General features: G+C 72.1%; 13 protein-coding genes and 1 pseudogene. 10 read left to right on the plus strand and 4 right to left on the minus strand.

Annotation, left to right across the window (positions count from 1 at the left end):
* A pseudogene (locus ACFC1X_RS23610) lies at positions 1-1,504 on the minus strand (hypothetical protein); the annotation flags it as partial.
* Positions 1,505-1,511: 7 nt separating this feature from the next.
* On the minus strand, positions 1,512-2,507 hold the full coding sequence (locus tag ACFC1X_RS23615; protein WP_376356646.1) for an SMI1/KNR4 family protein: 996 nt from the start codon (positions 2,505-2,507) through the stop codon (positions 1,512-1,514).
* 274 nt (positions 2,508-2,781) lie between these two features.
* Here ACFC1X_RS23615 and ACFC1X_RS23620 point away from each other — a divergent pair, with 274 nt between their 5' ends.
* On the plus strand, positions 2,782-3,312 hold the full coding sequence (locus ACFC1X_RS23620; protein WP_376356647.1) for a YwqJ-related putative deaminase: 531 nt from the start codon (positions 2,782-2,784) through the stop codon (positions 3,310-3,312).
* 62 nt (positions 3,313-3,374) lie between these two features.
* Positions 3,375-3,869 (plus strand): SUKH-3 domain-containing protein, encoded by a 495-nt coding sequence (locus ACFC1X_RS23625; protein WP_376356649.1) that lies wholly within the window; start codon positions 3,375-3,377, stop codon positions 3,867-3,869.
* A 30-nt stretch (positions 3,870-3,899) separates the two neighbouring features.
* On the opposite strand, the gene ACFC1X_RS23630 is transcribed toward ACFC1X_RS23625, so the two are convergent.
* Positions 3,900-5,213, minus strand: coding sequence for a sensor histidine kinase (locus tag ACFC1X_RS23630; RefSeq protein ID WP_376356651.1), 1,314 nt, complete (start codon positions 5,211-5,213; stop codon positions 3,900-3,902).
* Between the two features lie 354 nt (positions 5,214-5,567).
* Between ACFC1X_RS23630 and glmU the strand changes: the two genes are divergently transcribed.
* From glmU to ACFC1X_RS23655, 5 genes are all read left to right on the plus strand, one after another.
* Positions 5,568-7,016 (plus strand): bifunctional UDP-N-acetylglucosamine diphosphorylase/glucosamine-1-phosphate N-acetyltransferase GlmU, encoded by a 1,449-nt coding sequence (gene glmU, locus ACFC1X_RS23635; RefSeq protein WP_376356653.1) that lies wholly within the window; start codon positions 5,568-5,570, stop codon positions 7,014-7,016.
* A 132-nt stretch (positions 7,017-7,148) separates the two neighbouring features.
* Positions 7,149-8,123, plus strand: a complete 975-nt coding sequence (locus ACFC1X_RS23640; protein ID WP_125494724.1) for a ribose-phosphate diphosphokinase — start codon at positions 7,149-7,151, stop codon at positions 8,121-8,123.
* A gap of 201 nt (positions 8,124-8,324) precedes the next feature.
* Positions 8,325-8,927: a 50S ribosomal protein L25/general stress protein Ctc gene (locus ACFC1X_RS23645; protein ID WP_376356655.1), complete on the plus strand. Its 603-nt coding sequence runs from the start codon at positions 8,325-8,327 to the stop codon at positions 8,925-8,927.
* Between the two features lie 102 nt (positions 8,928-9,029).
* On the plus strand, positions 9,030-9,632 hold the full coding sequence (gene pth, locus ACFC1X_RS23650; protein ID WP_376356656.1) for an aminoacyl-tRNA hydrolase: 603 nt from the start codon (positions 9,030-9,032) through the stop codon (positions 9,630-9,632).
* Between the two features lie 52 nt (positions 9,633-9,684).
* On the plus strand, positions 9,685-10,194 hold the full coding sequence (locus tag ACFC1X_RS23655; RefSeq protein WP_376356658.1) for a hypothetical protein: 510 nt from the start codon (positions 9,685-9,687) through the stop codon (positions 10,192-10,194).
* Positions 10,195-10,271: 77 nt separating this feature from the next.
* On the opposite strand, the gene ppc is transcribed toward ACFC1X_RS23655, so the two are convergent.
* Positions 10,272-13,019, minus strand: coding sequence for a phosphoenolpyruvate carboxylase (gene ppc / locus ACFC1X_RS23660; protein ID WP_376356660.1), 2,748 nt, complete (start codon positions 13,017-13,019; stop codon positions 10,272-10,274).
* Between the two features lie 290 nt (positions 13,020-13,309).
* On the opposite strand from ppc, the gene ACFC1X_RS23665 reads away from it, so the two are divergent.
* Genes ACFC1X_RS23665 through ACFC1X_RS23675 form a run of 3 tightly spaced genes read left to right on the plus strand, consistent with a single transcriptional unit; the run spans position 13,310 to position 16,200 of the window.
* The gene (locus ACFC1X_RS23665) at positions 13,310-14,320 is read left to right on the plus strand and encodes an acyl-CoA desaturase (RefSeq protein ID WP_376356662.1); all 1,011 of its coding nucleotides are present in this window, start codon (positions 13,310-13,312) and stop codon (positions 14,318-14,320) included.
* Positions 14,317-14,994 carry a TetR family transcriptional regulator gene (locus tag ACFC1X_RS23670; RefSeq protein ID WP_376356664.1) on the plus strand — a complete coding sequence of 226 codons (678 nt, stop codon included), beginning with the start codon at positions 14,317-14,319 and terminating at the stop codon, positions 14,992-14,994. The genes ACFC1X_RS23665 and ACFC1X_RS23670 overlap by 4 nt, the downstream gene beginning before the upstream one ends.
* Before the next feature lie 30 nt (positions 14,995-15,024).
* Complete coding sequence (locus ACFC1X_RS23675) at positions 15,025-16,200, plus strand: CaiB/BaiF CoA transferase family protein (protein ID WP_376356666.1); 1,176 nt, start codon at positions 15,025-15,027, stop codon at positions 16,198-16,200.
* The last annotated feature ends 37 nt before the right edge of the window (positions 16,201-16,237 follow it).

Below are 16,237 nucleotides of genomic sequence, written 5' to 3' on the forward strand. Positions count from 1 at the left end.
GAACCCCGGGCGGGGGGGGCGGTGGGGGCGTCGCCCCCGGGGCGCGGGGCGCGCCCGCCCCACCGGGGGCCCCAGGAGCGCCGGGAGCCGCGGGGGCACCGGGAGGCCCGGGGGGACCGGGAGGACCCGGCGGACCCGGAGGCTGCGGAGGCTGCGGCGCACCGCCGCCCGTGCGGCCCGGGTCGGCCAGCATCGTGGCGGCGTGGTGCATGCCACCCGGCGGCGTCCCGCCCGGAGCGCCCGGAGCACTCGGAGCGCCCGGAGCGCCCGGCGGGGGCGGCGTACCCGGCGCCTGCGGACCGGGCGGCGTACCGGGCGGCGTGCCCGGTGCGGCAGGGGGCTGCGGCGCGCCCGGCGGAGGCGGCGTGCCCGGCGCACCCGGGCCACCCGGCGCACCCGGACCCTCGGGCCCGAGCGAAGACACCAACTGCGTAGGCACATACCCGCCGGCCGGCGTACCCGGCGCCGGAGTCCCCGACGGCGGCGGCGTGGCGCCCGGCCGCCCGCCCGGCACACCCGGGGCACCGGGCGGAGGCGGCGTGGTCGGGCCACCGCCACGGCGCGGCGGAGGCGCCGCCTTGCTGGTCGCGGCGTCGGCGATGTCCCCGGCGTTCGCAGCGAGCGGCTGGGCCGGCGCGGCGGGCGGCGTCGACGGCGCGGGCGGCGGCGTGCCCGGACCGGCGGGCGCGGCCGACGCGTTCGGTTCGTCGAGCGCGGGCGACAGCGCCGTCGGCGGCAGCGAACTGCCGCCCGACATCAGCGCCGTCTTGGCGTCCGGCGTCGCGGGCGGCGGCGCGTCGTCGTCGGCACCGCTCAGCGGCGGCGAGAACACGGTCTGCGGCAGCGGTACGGAACGGTCCTCACCGGCGTCCGCGTTGGTGTCCGTCCCCGCCCAGGGCGTCGCCCCGGCCGGGGCACCCGGCGCACCGGACGCACCCGCGCCCGCCCCGGAGCCATCGTCACCACCGGACGCGGCGGCCGGCCACGCCGCACCGCTGCCCCCAGCAGGGGCCGACGGCACCCCGGCCCGCGTCTCGGGAAGCGGCGCGGCAGGACCGGCCACGGAACCGGAACCGGAAGCGCCGGTGTCCCCGGTGCCGCTGTCCCGATCCCCGCGCCGGCGGTCCGGAATCCCCAGCTTGTCCGCCGCCTCCTGCAGCCACTCCGGCGGACTCAGCAGGAACGACGTCTGGTTCAGGTCGACCCGCGCGGCGGGCGCCGGCTGCGGCTCCTCGGCCTCGTCGGGACGGCCGTACTCCTCCTCGTACCGGCGGATGACCTCACCCACCGGCAGCCCCGGCCACAGCGTGGCCTCCCCGCTGTCCCGGGCGATCACCAGCCGCTGCGCACCGCCGTCCGAACGCGGACCGTCCGCACGGTCCTCGGCCCACACCACGAACCCGAGGTCGAACTCCCGCACCCGCACCTCACGGTGCTGGTACGCCGGCAGCTCGCCGTTGACCCACTCCTCCGCGCGCTCCTGCGCCTGCGCGAACGTCACCATCGTCAGCTCACTCCCCTACGGACGCCGGCGTCGCGGGCACCGCGTGCGCGAATCCGCCGTCCACCATCAGGTTCGCCACCGTCTCCAGCTCCGGCGGGGACCCCGCCAGCCGCGACAGGAACACGTCGAAGTCCTCACCGCAGGGCATCAGCAGCCGCTCCACCCGGTCCGCGGGCGGCATGGAGGGATCCACGTCGCGCACGTCGTCGTAGGCGCAGAACCACACCGAACCGAGCCGGTCGCCCTTGACCTTCACCGCGAGCAGGCCGCCCTGGACGAACGCGACGCCCAGGTAGTCCTTGGTCAGGTGGTCCCGCAGGCACTTGTTGACATAGACCAGGTCGTTGACCGCCGCCTCCTCACGCACCGTGAAGAACGGCTGGTCGACCAGCAGCCCCAGCTCCGCGTCCAGCGCCGTGCCGACCGGCGCGCAGCCGCCCGCCGCCTTCAGGAACGACCGGTACGCGCCCGGCAGCCGGTAGCCGAGGTCCTCCTCGACCCCCTGCACCTGCTGCTCCGACACGGCGACGCCCGACTTCGGCAGCCCGAAGTGCGCCGGACGCGTCTCCTGCAACGGCCTGGTGCCGCGCTTGCCCTGGTCCACGGTGGCCGTCGCGATGCCGCCGTGGTGCCGCAGCAGCGCCTTCACCTCGACCGGCACCAGCTCGATGCGGCGCGAACCGGCCACGTGGTGCCACGTCCAGCCGTGCGGCGTCGCCACCGCGGGCACCGTGTCCCACAGCTCGTGGCCCGACGCGGACAGCGCCGCGTTGGCCGACACGTAGTCCGTCAGGCGCAACTCGTCGACGCCGAACCCCACGGGCGGCTCCGCGATCTCCGCCACCGCGCGGGCGTACGGCGAGAAGACGGGGTAGCCGCCCTCGTCCACCCGTACTCCTCTCGGGTGACGGGCCGCCCGCACCGGATCCGGGAAATGCACGACCTGCCCGGCATAGGCCGCGTTCGGCGGCGCGGCTCGCTGCCCGAGCCGACCTGTAGTCATGGCGGTTGCCCCCTGCGGCGTCTGTCTGATCTGTCTGCACTGTCTGGTCACCGCACGCATTCGCGGTGCCGACAGCCTATGCGGTACGTCGAGAGGGGTCACCGGCGCCGGACCCCGCACCCGACACGCCGACCTCCGCTTCCGTGACCTGCCGTCACCCTCCCGTGACACACCGCCCATACCCGGGCGTGTCGCCAAGCCCCAGCTTCCCCAGCAGCCACGGGATTTGGCACTCTGTGACCTTCCGGGGGATGCTCAGGAGGGGAAGATGATCATGAGTGCGACACAGACGGGACCCGCCACCGGGCGGCCCGACGACCCCCGCGGCGGCGATCCCCGCATCGGCTGGAGCAGCGCCGAAGCCCAGCACGCCCCCGCCCTCCAGCACCGCCGCGACGGCATACTCCCGACCGTCGCCGCCGCCCTCTCCGTGCGCGGCACCACCCTCACCGGCACGGCCACCCGCGCCGACGCGCCGCCCGCTCTGCACCATCTCGTCCAGGACTTCCTCGACACCCTCACCAGCGGCCAACGAGACCGTTACACCGGCCGCTGCGCCGAGACGATCCTCATCTCACGGCACCTGGCCAACGCCGACGCCACCCGCAGCAAACGCGCCGCACGAAAACCCATGACCAACGGCGAAGCCCGCAAAGCACTCAAACACGCCAAACTCACCACCCGCCGCATCCGCGAGGACGGCGACCCCCTCCACGGCAGCTTCGCCGCACCGTGCCGCGCCTGCACCGCCCTCAGCGCACACTTCGGCGTCCGCGTTGTCGACCCCACGACGAGCGAGGACTGACCCGCCGGCCACCGACGCCGAGGACCGAGCCGCCAGAGCCGACCGAAGAGAACCAAGGGCCGATGCAAGCCGACCGCACCTCCACCACCCGCTTCCCCGTCCCCGTCGACGCCGCACTGCGCGACGCCGGCTGGCAACCCGGACGCTGGGACATCAAGCAGGCCGAGATCTGGGCCGACACCCTGCGCGAACACACCTCACCCGCCGGACACCGCCACACCGTCTTCCCCGCCGCCGTCGAGGCGTGGGCCGAGTTCGGCGGCCTCCACCTCGCCCCCACGGGTTCCGGCCGCCAGATCGCCCCCGCCACCCTGCACCTCGACCCGCTGCACGGCCTGCACATGGCCCGCACCCTCGGCGACCTCGGCCGCGCACTCGACACCCAGACCTGCCCCCTCGGCACCGAGACCGACAGCCAGGCCCTCATCGCCATCGACACCGAGGGCCGCGTCTACGCCCTCGACCACACCGGCGACTGGTACCTCGGCCCCGACATCGACACCGCCCTCGCGGCGCTCGTCGCCGGCACCCAGCCGACCCGCCTCACCACCGGCTGACCCCACACCCCAATTACAGCGGCCGCGCGGCTACGACGCCGGAATCACCGCAGACACCCGGAAACCCCCCGCGTCCGTCGGCCCCGACACGAACACGCCCCCGAGCGCGGCCACCCGCTCCTTCATCCCCACCAGCCCATTGCCACCCGACGGCAGCCGCGCCGACGCCGCGGCCTCGGGCGGCGGCTCGTTCTCCACCTGCATCGCGATCTCCGACACCCGGTGAGCCAGCCGCACATACGTCTTCGCACCCGCCGCGTGCTTGTGCACGTTCGTCAGCGCCTCCTGCACCACCCGGAACGCCGTCGCCTCCACCTCCGCGGCGTACACCCGCTCCTCCCCCTCCACGGACAGGTTGACGACCATCCCGGCCGCCTCCGACTGCCCGATCAGCTCGTCCAGCTCGGACAGGCACGGACCGTCCGGCGACGACTCCCCGTCCCCCGCCGCCCGCGACGCCGCCGCGGCCGCCGCCACGCCCACCGCCGCCAACGGCACCGAGGCCCGCTCCGCGCGGGCACCGTCCCCACCGCTGCGCAGCACGCCGAGCATCTCCCGCAGCTCCGTCAGCGCCTGCCGCCCCATGTCCCCCACGAGCGCGGCGTTCTTCACCGCCTTCTCCGGGTCCTTCCGGGCCACCGCCTGCAACGCGGCGGCGTGCACCACCATCAGGCTCACCCGGTGCGCCACCACGTCGTGCATCTCCCGCGCGATCCGGGTCCGCTCCTCGCCCCGCGCCCACTCCGCGCGCTCCTCCGCCCGCTCCGCGAGCAACTGGAGCTCCCGCTCCAGCGAGTCCGCCCGCTCCCGCAGGCTCTCCATCAACCGCCGCCGCTGTCCCACGTACAGGCCGAGCAGCAACGGCGGAGCGGTCAGCCCGAGCGAGGTCGCGATCGACGCGAACGGCAGGAACCAGTCCCCCAGGTCCACCCCGTCCCGCGCCATGTCCTGCCGCAGCCGCACGAACGTCACGATCAACGTCCCCAGCAGCGACATCCCGGCCAGCGACCCGATGATCCGCCGCGGCAACTCCGAGGCCGCCAGCGTGTACAGGCCGACGACGCCCATCAGGAAGCCCATCTCGGCCGGCGTGACGGCGATCGCCACCAGCACCACCGCGATCGGCCACTTGCGCCGCACCACCAGCACCGAGCCGGCCAGCAGCCCGAAGACGACCCCCACCGCCAACGGAATCCCGGCGTCCCGCGCGAACGGGACCCCCTCCGCCGCGCACTCCAACGCGGACACGACACCGAGGCTCACATCGAGCACCGCGCCGCGCCGCCTGTCCCACCACCAAGGCCCACCCCGGGCCGGCACGTGGTCTTCCCCCGTCGTGGTCATGCCTCCAGCCTACGGGCGCGAGCCGCCCCATTTCCGGTGACTTTCGACAAACGATAGGACGCGATATCCCGCGAGCCCGTTCCACCGTCGCACGGAAGGCGTGCCGTACGGCATAGTGTGGGGTGCCGCCTCATCGGCCTGACGGAACGTCCGGTCGGACCGAGGTCGGTCCCCCATGGTGTAACCAGGCAGCACTGAGGGTTTTGGTCCCTTAAGTTCAGGTTCAAATCCTGATGGGGGAGCTGTCACTTCCGGGCCCTGACCACACGGTCAGGGCCCGCACTCATGTCCGCCGCAAACCACCCCGGTATCCTGCGGATGTCCACCCCCACCCCAAAAGCCGAAGGGCATCCCGTGAGCGCCATTCGCCCGGCAGCCGTCGTCGTTCTCGCAGCGGGTGAGGGCACCCGTATGAAGTCGGCCACACCCAAGGTCCTGCACGAGCTGTGCGGCCGGTCCCTCGTGGGGCACGTGCTCGCCGCCTCCGGTGAGCTGGACCCGCAGCACCTGGTCGCCGTCGTCGGGCACGCCCGCGAGAAGGTCACCGCGCACCTCGCCGAGGTCGCCCCCGACGTACGCACCGCCGTGCAGGAGCAGCAGAACGGCACCGGGCACGCGGTGCGGATGGGTCTCGAGGCGCTGGGCGGCGCCGTGGACGGGACCGTGGTCGTGGTCTGCGGCGACACCCCGCTGCTGACCGGCGACACCCTCCGGGCGCTCGCCACCACGCACTCCGCCGACGGGAACGCCGTGACCGTGCTGACGGCCGAGGTGCCGGACGCGACGGGGTACGGCCGGATCGTGCGGGAGGAGGCGACCGGCGCCGTCACCGCGATCGTGGAGCACAAGGACGCGTCCGAGGCGCAGCGGGCCATCCGGGAGATCAACTCCGGTGTCTTCGCGTTCGACGGGCGGCTGCTCGCCGACGCGCTGGGGAAGGTGCGGACGGACAACAGCCAGGGCGAGGAGTACCTGACGGACGTCCTCGGGATCCTGCGCGAGGCCGGTCATCGCGTCGGTGCCTCCGTGGCCGGCGACCACCGGGAGATCGCGGGCATCAACAACCGCGTGCAGCTCGCCGAGGCCCGCCGGATCCTCAACGACCGGCTGCTGACGCGGGCGATGCTGGCCGGCGTGACGGTCGTCGACCCGGCGAGCACGTGGGTCGACGTGACGGTGACGTTCGAACAGGACGTCGTCGTCCACCCGGGTACGCAACTGCACGGTGCGACGCACCTGGCCGAGGGCGCCGAGGTGGGGCCGAACTCGCGGCTCACGGACACCCGGGTCGGGGCGGGGGCGCGGGTGGACAACACCGTCTCCTACAGCGCGGACGTGGGCCCGCAGGCGTCGGTCGGTCCGTTCGCCTATCTGCGGCCGGGGACCCGTCTCGGCCTCAAGTCCAAGGTGGGCACGTACGTCGAGACGAAGAACGCGTCGGTCGGCGAGGGGACGAAGATCCCGCACCTGTCGTACGTGGGCGACGCGACGATCGGCGAGTACACCAACATCGGTGCCGCGAGTGTGTTCGTGAACTACGACGGGCAGGACAAGCACCACACGACCGTCGGCTCCCACTGCCGTACGGGTTCGGACAACATGTTTGTGGCTCCTGTCACGGTCGGGGACGGTTCCTACACCGCCGCCGGCTCGGTGATCACGAAGGACGTGCCGCCCGGTTCGCTGGCCGTGGCCCGCGGCCAGCAGCGGAATATCGAGGGTTGGGTGGCTCGGAAGCGTCCGGGGAGCGCGGCGGCGAAGGCGGCCGAGGCGGTCTCCCGGGAGGCGGGAAGCGAAGACTGACCGGAAACCGGCACGTCGAACACGGCGTACCGTGATAAGTGCACATCCGCACCCCACCAGCTGAGACGCCCCCGCGGCCAGTCGGGAGAGCGCCCGTGACGCTCAGCTGCGAACCTCTGAGGAGACAGTGCTGTGACCGGGATCAAGACGACCGGCGAGAAGAAACTGATGTTCTTCTCCGGCCGCGCCCACCCCGAGCTTGCCGAGGAGATCGCCCACCAGCTGGGTATCGGGGTCGTCCCGACGAAGGCCTTCGACTTCGCCAACGGTGAGATCTATGTGCGTTATCAGGAGTCGGCGCGAGGTGCGGACTGTTTCCTGATCCAGAGCCACACGGCCCCGATCAACAAGTGGGTCATGGAGCAGCTGATCATGATCGACGCGCTGAAGCGCGCGTCGGCCCGCTCCATCACGGTCATCGTGCCGTTCTACGGTTACGCGCGGCAGGACAAGAAGCACCGCGGACGTGAACCGATTTCGGCGCGTCTGATCGCGGACCTGATGAAGACCGCGGGTGCGGACCGGATTCTGGCCGTGGATCTGCACACGGACCAGATCCAGGGGTTCTTCGACGGCCCGGTGGACCACCTGTTCGCGCTGCCGCTGCTCGCGGACTACGTGGGCGCGAAGGTGGACCGTTCGAAGCTGACGGTGGTCTCCCCGGACGCGGGCCGGGTGCGGGTGGCGGACCGCTGGTGCGACCGTCTGGGCGCGCCGCTGGCGATCGTGCACAAGCGGCGCGACAAGGACGTGGCGAACCAGGTCACGGTGCACGAGGTCGTGGGTGACGTGAAGGGCCGCATCTGCGTCCTGGTCGACGACATGATCGACACCGGTGGCACCATCTGCGCCGCCGCGGACGCCCTGTTCGCGCACGGTGCGGAGGACGTCATCGTGACCGCGACGCACGGTGTGCTGTCGGGTCCGGCGGCGGACCGGCTGAAGAACTCGAAGGTGAGCGAGTTCGTGTTCACGGACACGCTGCCCACGCCGAACGAGCTGGAGCTGGACAAGATCACGGTGCTGTCGATCGCGCCGACCATCGCGCGCGCGGTGCGCGAGGTGTTCGAGGACGGCTCGGTGACGAGCCTGTTCGACGAGCAGTGAGCGTCGTGCAGTAACCGTTCTGCAGAGATCGTTTTGGGTGCGGCCTCCCCCTCCGAGTAGACTGCTGAAGTTGCTCGGCGAGGGAGGCCGTACGCGTCTTTTCGAAGGCGTGCGTACGGCGGTCCGTTATCGACGCGCTCTTCGTAGCAGGCCGTTCGTGGCCGGGTGACCACGTCCGTTCCAGCTCTACGAGGAGTGATCATGTCCGAGGTAAAGATCTCCGCCGGCACGCGCACCGAGTTCGGCAAGGGTGCCGCCCGCCGTATCCGTCGTGACGACAAGGTTCCCGGCGTTCTGTACGGCCACGGTTCCGACCCGCTGCACCTGACGCTGCCGGGCCACGAGCTGCTGATGGCGCTGCGTACGCCGAACGTCCTGATCTCGCTGGACATCGACGGCAAGACCAACGAGCTGGCGATCCCGAAGTCCGTGCAGCGTGACCCGATCAAGGGCTTCCTGGAGCACGTCGACCTCCAGCTGGTCAAGCGCGGCGAGACCGTGACCGTGGAGATCCCGGTGCAGGCCGAGGGCGAGCTGGCCCCGGGCAACTTCCTGCTGGAGTACGTCCTGGACGCGCTGCCGGTCGAGGCCGAGGCCACGCACATCCCGGAGCAGGTCACCCTGTCGGTGGAGGGTCTGGAGGCCGGTGCCTCGATCCACGCCAAGGACATCAAGCTGCCGTCCGGTGTGAAGCTGGCCGTCGACGAGGACGCCGTGGTCGTGCAGGTCCTGGCCGCGCAGGCCGAGGAGCCCGCCGCCGAGGGCGAGGGTGAGACCGAGGGCGAAGAGGCCGCCGAGGCCTGATCGTCCCCCGGGTCCTGCCGGGCCTGGGTCATCATGTGGTCGGCCGCTGTTCCCGTGCGGAGCAGCGGCCGACGCGTATGTGCGGACGGGTAGCGAGGAGACATGGACGTGACGACGGACGCGAGTGCGCCCTGGCTGATCGCCGGCCTGGGCAATCCGGGCCCCGAGTACGCCGCGAACCGGCACAACGTCGGCTTCATGGTGGCGGATCTGCTGGCGTACCGGATGGGGGCGCGGTTCAAACGGCACGGCAAGGCGCAGGCCCAGGTGGTCGAGGGGCGGATCGGTCCGCCCGGGCCGGCCAACCGGCGGGTGATCCTGGCGAAGCCGATGTCGTTCATGAACGTGTCGGGCGGCCCGGTGACGGCACTGGCGGACTTCTACAAGGTTCCGCTCGCCAACATCGTGGCGGTGCACGACGAGTTGGACATCGACTACGGCGTGCTGCGGCTCAAGCTGGGCGGCGGGGACAACGGGCACAACGGGCTGAAGTCGATCACGAAGGCGCTGGGCCGGGACTACCACCGGGTGCGGTTCGGGATCGGGCGGCCGCCGGGGCGGATGCAGGTGGCGGACTTCGTGCTGCGCGACTTCGCGTCGGCGGAGCGCAAGGAGCTGGACTACTTCGTGGACCGGGCGGCGGACGCGGCGGAGGCGCTGGTCATCGAGGGGCTGGAGCGGGCGCAGAGCGCGTACAACTCCTGACTTGTCCGCCGATGGCGCGCGGGCGAGTTGACCGACCGCTCAGGTATGGCCAATGATCCCGGCCATGCCTGCCTCCGCCGCCGCCCCTCGTCCCCGTCAGGCCTCGTACGCCCTGCTGCGATTCGGCCGGATCGCGGCGATGGGCACGGTCGCGGCGCTGATCCTGATCGCGGGTGTGTGGGCGTCCTGGGGCACGGCGCAGCACGTGCTGCTGACCAAGGGCCGGGAGCAGGGCACGGTCGAGGTGACGGGGTGCGCCGACGGTTCGTGCAGCGGGCCGTACGCGCCGGTGTCGGCGGGGTCGCGGGAGCGGGAGCGCGTCGTCATCGAGGACTCGGTCGCCGTGGCCAAGGGGCGGACGTACTCGGTGGTGGTGAAGCCGGGGAGCGACGAGGTGGTGCGTTCCGGTCCGGCGGGGGTGCTGTACGCGTGGGTGCCGCTGGGCGGGGCGCTGCTGCTGGCGTCGGTGGTGGTGGCCGGAGGGCTGCGGCGGACGCGGGTGGCGTGGGCGATGGCCGGGGCGGGTGTGGCGCTGCTGACGGCGGCGTTCTTCGCGGTGTGAGTGTCCCGCGTACGGCAGGACGGTGCCCCCGGGCTCTTGGTGAGCGCGGGGGCACCGTCCTGTGTACGGGGCTGCGGTCAGCCGGTGTTGCGCAGGCCCGCCGCCACGCCGTTGACGGTGAGCAGCAGGGCCCGGGCGAGGAGCGGGTCGGGTTCCGTGCCGGCGGCGGCCGCCTCGCGCTGGCGGCCGAGGAGGGCGACCTGGAGGTAGGAGATGGGGTCCAGGTAGGCGTCGCGGATCGTGAACGTCTGCTTGAGGACCGGGTCGGCGTCCAGCAGTTCGGTCTCGCCGGTGACGCGGAGGACCTCGGTGACGGTCAGCTCGTGCTCGGCCTTGATGGCGTCGAAGACGTGCTTCAGCTCGTCCGGGACGAGGGTGTCGACGTAGTGCTGCGCGATCCGCAGGTCGGTCTTGGCGAGGGTCATCTCGACGTTGGAGATGAAGTTGCGGAAGAAGTGCCACCGCTGGTGCATCTCTTCGAGGACGGCGTCGCCCTCCTGGCGCACGCCCGCCTCGCGCAGCGCCTTGAGGCCGGAGCCGACGCCGAACCAGCCGGGGACGATCTGCCGCGACTGGGTCCAGCCGAACACCCACGGGATGGCCCGCAGTCCGTCGAGCGAGACGCCCGAACCGGGGCGGCGCGAGGGCCGCGAGCCCAGGTGAAGGTCGGCGAGCTGGTCGACCGGCGTGGAGGCCAGGAAGTACGCGGGCAGGTCGGGGTCCTCGACGAGTGACCGGTACGCGGTGTGGGCGGCGTCGGAGACGACGTCCATGGCGGCGTCCCAGCGGGCGAGGGCCTCGTCGGACTGGCGGGGCGCGGTGTGCAGGGCGGACGCCTGGAGGGTGGCCGCGACCGTCAGTTCCAGGTTCTCCCTGGCCAGCGACGGGATGAGGTACTTGTCGGAGATGACCTCGCCCTGCTCGGTGACCTTGATCTCGCCTTCCAGGGTGCCCCAGGGCTGGGCGAGGATCGCGTCGTGGGTGGGGCCGCCGCCGCGGCCGACGGTGCCGCCGCGGCCGTGGAAGAGGCGCAGCCGTACGCCGTAGCGGTGGGCGACGTCGCGCAGGCGGCGCTGGGCGCGGTGGATCTCCCACTGCGAGGTGGTGATGCCGCCGAACTTGGAGGAGTCGGAGTAGCCGAGCATGACCTCCTGGACGTCCCCGCGCAGCGCGACCAGGCGCCGGTAGGAGGGGTCGGCGAGCAGGTCCTCCAGGATGGTGTCGGCGGCCTTCAGCTCGTCGGTGGTCTCCAGGAGCGGCACGATGCCGATCTTCGCCCAGCCGGCGTGCAGGTCGATCAGGCCGGCCTCGCGGGCCAGCACGGCGGCGGCGAAGACGTCGTCGGCGCCCTGGCACATCGAGATGATGTAGGACTCGATGACCTCGGGGCCGAAGACCTCCAGGGCGCGCCGGACCGTCTGGAAGACGCCGAGGGTCTTCTCGCCGGGCGCGTCGACGGGCGCCGGGGTGGGTGCCAGCGGACGCCGGGAGCGCAGCTCCTTGGCGAGCAGCTTGGCGCGGTACTCGCGCGGCATGTCGGCGTAGCGCCAGGACTCCTCACCGAGCCGGTCGAAGAGCTGGCCGAGCGCGTGGTGGTGGGCGTCGGCGTGCTCGCGGACGTCCAGGGTGGCCAGCTGGAGGCCGAAGGCGGCCAGGGTGCGGATGGTGCGGGCCAGGCGGCCGTCGGCGAAGAGCCCGCCGCGGTGCTCACGCAGGGAGGCCTGGACCACGCGCAGGTCGTCGAGGAGTTCGGCGGTGCCGAGGTAGTCGCGGCCGTCCTCGTGGGAGGTGCCCTTGGCGAGGCGCTGCTTGGTGTTCTCCAGCTTCTGCCGGATGCAGGTGGCCTTGAGCCGGTAGGGCTCCTCGGCGTTGAGCCGCTTGTAGCGGGGGCTGATCTCGGGGAGCCGGTCGAGGTCGGCCTGGAGGGAGGCGAGGAGTTCCTCGGTGGCGCCGGCGTAGCGGATCGAGTTGGAGAGGAAGCCGCGCAGCTCGTCGATCATCTCCAGGGCGTCGTTGATGCCGTGCTCGTGCTGGAGGATCAGGACGTCCCAGGTGACCTGGGGGGTGACGTTGGGGTTGCCGTCGCGGTCGCCGCCGATCCAGGTGCCGAAGGTGAGCGGGCGGGTGTCGTCGGGGAGCTTGACGCCGGCCCGCTCCAGCTCCGCGGTCAGGTCCTCCAGGACGTCGCCGACGGCGCCCGCGTGCAGCTCGTCCAGGTAGTAGATGGCGTTGCGGGCCTCGTCGGCGGGCTCGGGGCGGACGACGCGGAGTTCGTCGGTCTGCCACACGAGGTCGATGTTCTCGGCGAGGCGGGTGTCCAGGCGGCGCCGGTCGGACTCGATGACCGGGGTGTCCAGGAGGGCGGCGATGCGGCGCAGCTTGTTGAGGACGGAGCGGCGGGCGGCCTCGGTGGGGTGCGCGGTGAAGACGGGGCGCACGTTGAGGTTGCGGACGGTCTCCCGCAGGTGCTCGGGGTCGGCGTCCTTGAGGCGGTCGGCCGTGCGGGCGAGCAGTCCGCCCTCGGCGGCGCGCTTGGCGCCCAGCTCACGGCCTCGGTGCACCTGCTCGGTGACGTTGGCGAGGTGGAAGTAGGTGGAGAAGGCGCGGACCAGCTTGGCCGCGGTCTCCAGTTCGGTGCCGCGCAGCAGTTCCGCGGCGGCCTCGCCGTCCTCTCGGGTGAGTCGGCGCACCTTCTCGACGAGTTCCAGCAGCTCGGGGCCTTCCTGCCTCACGAGGGTCTCTCCGAGGAGGTCGCCCAGCCGGCGGATGTCGGCTCGCAGTTCGCTGCTGGTCGTCGTGGTGGTCTGGTCGTCGGCACTGCTCACAGGTGCGGCTCCTTGCAGTGTTGAAGCTCGTCTGGGAGGGAACCCGGACGGCGTCTCGCGCGGCGGGCGCCGCTTACGGGCCGGACGTCCGGGAAATATTCAGAGCGGACCGCGCTGTCCGACCGACTCCCAGGATAGGTGTCGGCCCGGACGCGCAGGTTCTCGGGCTCTTGCCGCGCGGCAACGCGCTGCCATACTTACGTCGCCGTAGGTTACGGAACCGTAGGAAAACGTGCATGGTTCCCGAGGCCCGGCACCGGACACCACCCTCGACCCCCCAGGGGACGCGCATGACCACGAGTTCCGATGTGATCCCAGACGCTCCGCAGCCCTCCGGCGACGCCGCCGCGTCCTCCGCCACGCTGGGCGGTGAGCAGAAACGGTCGATCGAGCAGATCACCCTGCTGCTGTTCATCGCCGTCCCGTTCCTCGCGCTGGTGGCGGCGGTGCCGCTGGCGTGGGGGTGGGGCGTGAGCTGGCTGGACCTGGGTCTGCTGGTCTTCTTCTACTTCCTCGGCTGCCACGGCATCACGATCGGCTTCCACCGCCACTTCACCCACGGCTCCTTCAAGGCGAAGCGGCCCCTGAAGATCGCGCTGGCGATCGCGGGCTCGATGGCGGTCGAGGGACCGCTGGTCCGCTGGGTGGCCGACCACCGCAAGCACCACAAGTTCTCCGACGACGAGGGCGACCCGCACTCGCCGTGGCGGTACGGGGAGACGGTGCCGGCCCTGATGAAGGGCCTGTGGTGGGCCCACATCGCATGGATGTTCGACGAGGAGCAGACGTCGCAGGAGAAGTACGCGCCGGACCTGATCAAGGACCCGGCGCTGCGTGCGATCTCCCGCCAGTTCGTCCTGTGGACGCTGCTGTCGCTGGCCCTGCCCGCGCTGATCGGCGGGCTGGTCACGATGTCGTGGTGGGGAGCGTTCACCGGGTTCTTCTGGGGTTCACTCGTGCGGGTGGCGCTGCTGCATCACGTGACCTGGTCGATCAACTCGATCTGCCACGCGGTGGGCAAGCGCCCCTTCAAGTCGCGGGACCGCTCGGGCAACGTGTGGTGGCTGGCGGTCCTGTCCTGCGGCGAGTCCTGGCACAACCTGCACCACGCCGACCCGACCTCGGCGCGGCACGGCGTCATGCGCGGTCAGCTCGACTCGTCGGCGCGGCTGATCCGCTGGTTCGAGGCGTTCGGATGGGCGTACGACGTGCGCTGGCCGTCACGCTCGCGTATCGATTCGCGCCGCAACACGGAGCAGGACGGCGCCCGCCGCCGGAAGGAGACCGCGAAGGCGGCATGATTGACGGCGTGGCGACCGACTCCAGCAGCACCCCAAGCAACGAGAAGCCCAGGCGCGCGCGTCGCACCCGGATGACCGGTGCCGAGCGCCGCCAGCAGTTGCTGGAGATCGGCCGCACCCTGTTCGCGGCGAAGGGCTTCGAGGGCACCTCCGTGGAGGAGATCGCGGCGAAGGCCGGGGTCTCCAAGCCGGTGGTGTACGAGCACTTCGGCGGCAAGGAGGGGCTGTACGCGGTGGTGGTGGACCGCGAGATGCGGCGGCTGCTCGACATGGTGACCGGCTCACTGACCGCCGGCCACCCGCGCGAGCTGTGCGAGCAGGCCGCCTTCGCGCTCCTGGACTACATCGAGGAGTACACGGACGGCTTCCGCATCCTGGTCCGCGACTCCCCCATCCCGCAGTCGACGGGCTCCTTCGCCTCGCTCATCTCCGACATCGCCACCCAGGTGGAGGACATCCTGGGCCGCGAGTTCAAGAACCGCGGCTTCGACGCCAAGCTGGCCCCGCTGTACGCGCAGGCGCTGGTCGGCATGGTGGCGCTGACCGGCCAGTGGTGGCTGGACGTGCGCAAGCCGAAGAAGGCCGAGGTGGCGGCGCACCTGGTGAACCTGGCCTGGCACGGCCTGGACGGCCTGGAGCCCAAGCCCCGGCTGATAGGGCACCGCAAGAGCTGATCGCGGCCACCGGTACCGGAGAGAACACAGATGCAGCCGCTGCGCGGAGTCACGGTCGTCTCGCTCGAACAGGCGATCGCCGCACCCTACGCGAGCCGTCAGCTCGCCGACCTCGGCGCCCGGGTGATCAAGGTGGAGCGCCCCGGCACCGGGGACTTCGCCCGCGCGTACGACTCCCGGGTGAAGGGACTCAGCTCGCACTTCGTGTGGGCGAACCGCAGCAAGGAGTCCCTGACCCTGGACATCAAGGACCCCCGCGGCAAGGACGTGCTGCTCCGGCTGATCGCGGGCGCCGACGTGTTCCTCCAGAACCTGGCGCCGGGGGCGGCGGCACGGGCGGGCCTGGGCGCCGAGGAGCTGCGGGCGCTCCACCCGGAGCTGATCGTGTGCGACATCTCGGGCTACGGCGCCCCCGGGCCCTACGAGGAGCGCAAGGCGTACGACCTGCTGGTGCAGTCCGAGGCGGGGCTGCTGTCCGTCACGGGCACGCCGGACGAGATGGCCAAGGTGGGCATCCCGGTGTCGGACATCGCGGCGGGCACGTACGCCTACAGCTCGATCCTGGCGGCGCTGCTGGAACGCGGGCGGACGGGCCGGGGCACGCACCTGGACGTGTCGATGCTGGAGGCCACCGTGGAGTGGATGGGCTTCCCCCTGTACTACGCGTACGACGGGGGAGAGCCCCCGCCCCGCGCGGGTGCCGCGCACGCGACCATCCACCCGTACGGCCCGTACACGGCGGGCGACGGGAAGACCGTCATGATGGCGGTGCAGAACGAGCGGGAATGGCGCGGCTTCTGCACGGTCTTCCTGAACCGCCCGGAGCTGGCCGACCACCCGCACTACGCCACCAACGCGGACCGCAACGCGCACCGCGAGGCGCTCGGCGCGGTCGTCGCGGCCCGTTTCGCGGAGCTGACCAGCGCGGAGGCGATCGAGCTGCTCGGCGCGGTGCCGGTGGCCAACGCGCGGGTCAACACGCTCGCCGAGGTCTGGGAGCACCCGCAGCTCGCCGCGCGCGGCCGCCGGCACGAGGTCGCGACGCCGTCCGGTTTGGTCCCGGCGCTGGCTCCGCCGGGCCCGACCGGGGACGCGCCCCGCATGGACGCCGTACCGGCGCTGGGCGAGCACACCCGCGCCATCCTGGGCGAGCTGGGCCTGTCCGGCGACGCGATCGACGCGCTGGTCGAGGAGGGCGTGGCGTGACTCGGTCGGGCCGCCTGGGGAGCGCGTCCAGTGCGCC

Origin of the sequence: Streptomyces sp. NPDC056128 (assembly GCF_042263835.1) — a bacterium.
Classification (GTDB): Bacteria; Actinomycetota; Actinomycetes; order Streptomycetales; family Streptomycetaceae; genus Streptomyces.

Bases quoted from the DNA above. Each gene is read 5' to 3' on its own strand.
- ACFC1X_RS23615 (WP_376356646.1), bottom strand. From the start codon at position 2,507: ATGACTACAGGTCGGCTCGGGCAGCGAGCCGCGCCGCCGAACGCGGCC.
- ACFC1X_RS23620 (WP_376356647.1), top strand. From the start codon at position 2,782: ATGAGTGCGACACAGACGGGACCCGCCACCGGGCGGCCCGACGACCCC.
- ACFC1X_RS23625 (WP_376356649.1), top strand. From the start codon at position 3,375: ATGCAAGCCGACCGCACCTCCACCACCCGCTTCCCCGTCCCCGTCGAC.
- ACFC1X_RS23630 (WP_376356651.1), bottom strand. From the start codon at position 5,213: ATGACCACGACGGGGGAAGACCACGTGCCGGCCCGGGGTGGGCCTTGG.
- ACFC1X_RS23645 (WP_376356655.1), top strand. From the start codon at position 8,325: ATGTCCGAGGTAAAGATCTCCGCCGGCACGCGCACCGAGTTCGGCAAG.
- pth (WP_376356656.1), top strand. From the start codon at position 9,030: ATGGACGTGACGACGGACGCGAGTGCGCCCTGGCTGATCGCCGGCCTG.
- ACFC1X_RS23655 (WP_376356658.1), top strand. From the start codon at position 9,685: ATGATCCCGGCCATGCCTGCCTCCGCCGCCGCCCCTCGTCCCCGTCAG.
- ACFC1X_RS23665 (WP_376356662.1), top strand. From the start codon at position 13,310: ATGACCACGAGTTCCGATGTGATCCCAGACGCTCCGCAGCCCTCCGGC.
- ACFC1X_RS23670 (WP_376356664.1), top strand. From the start codon at position 14,317: ATGATTGACGGCGTGGCGACCGACTCCAGCAGCACCCCAAGCAACGAG.
- ACFC1X_RS23675 (WP_376356666.1), top strand. From the start codon at position 15,025: ATGCAGCCGCTGCGCGGAGTCACGGTCGTCTCGCTCGAACAGGCGATC.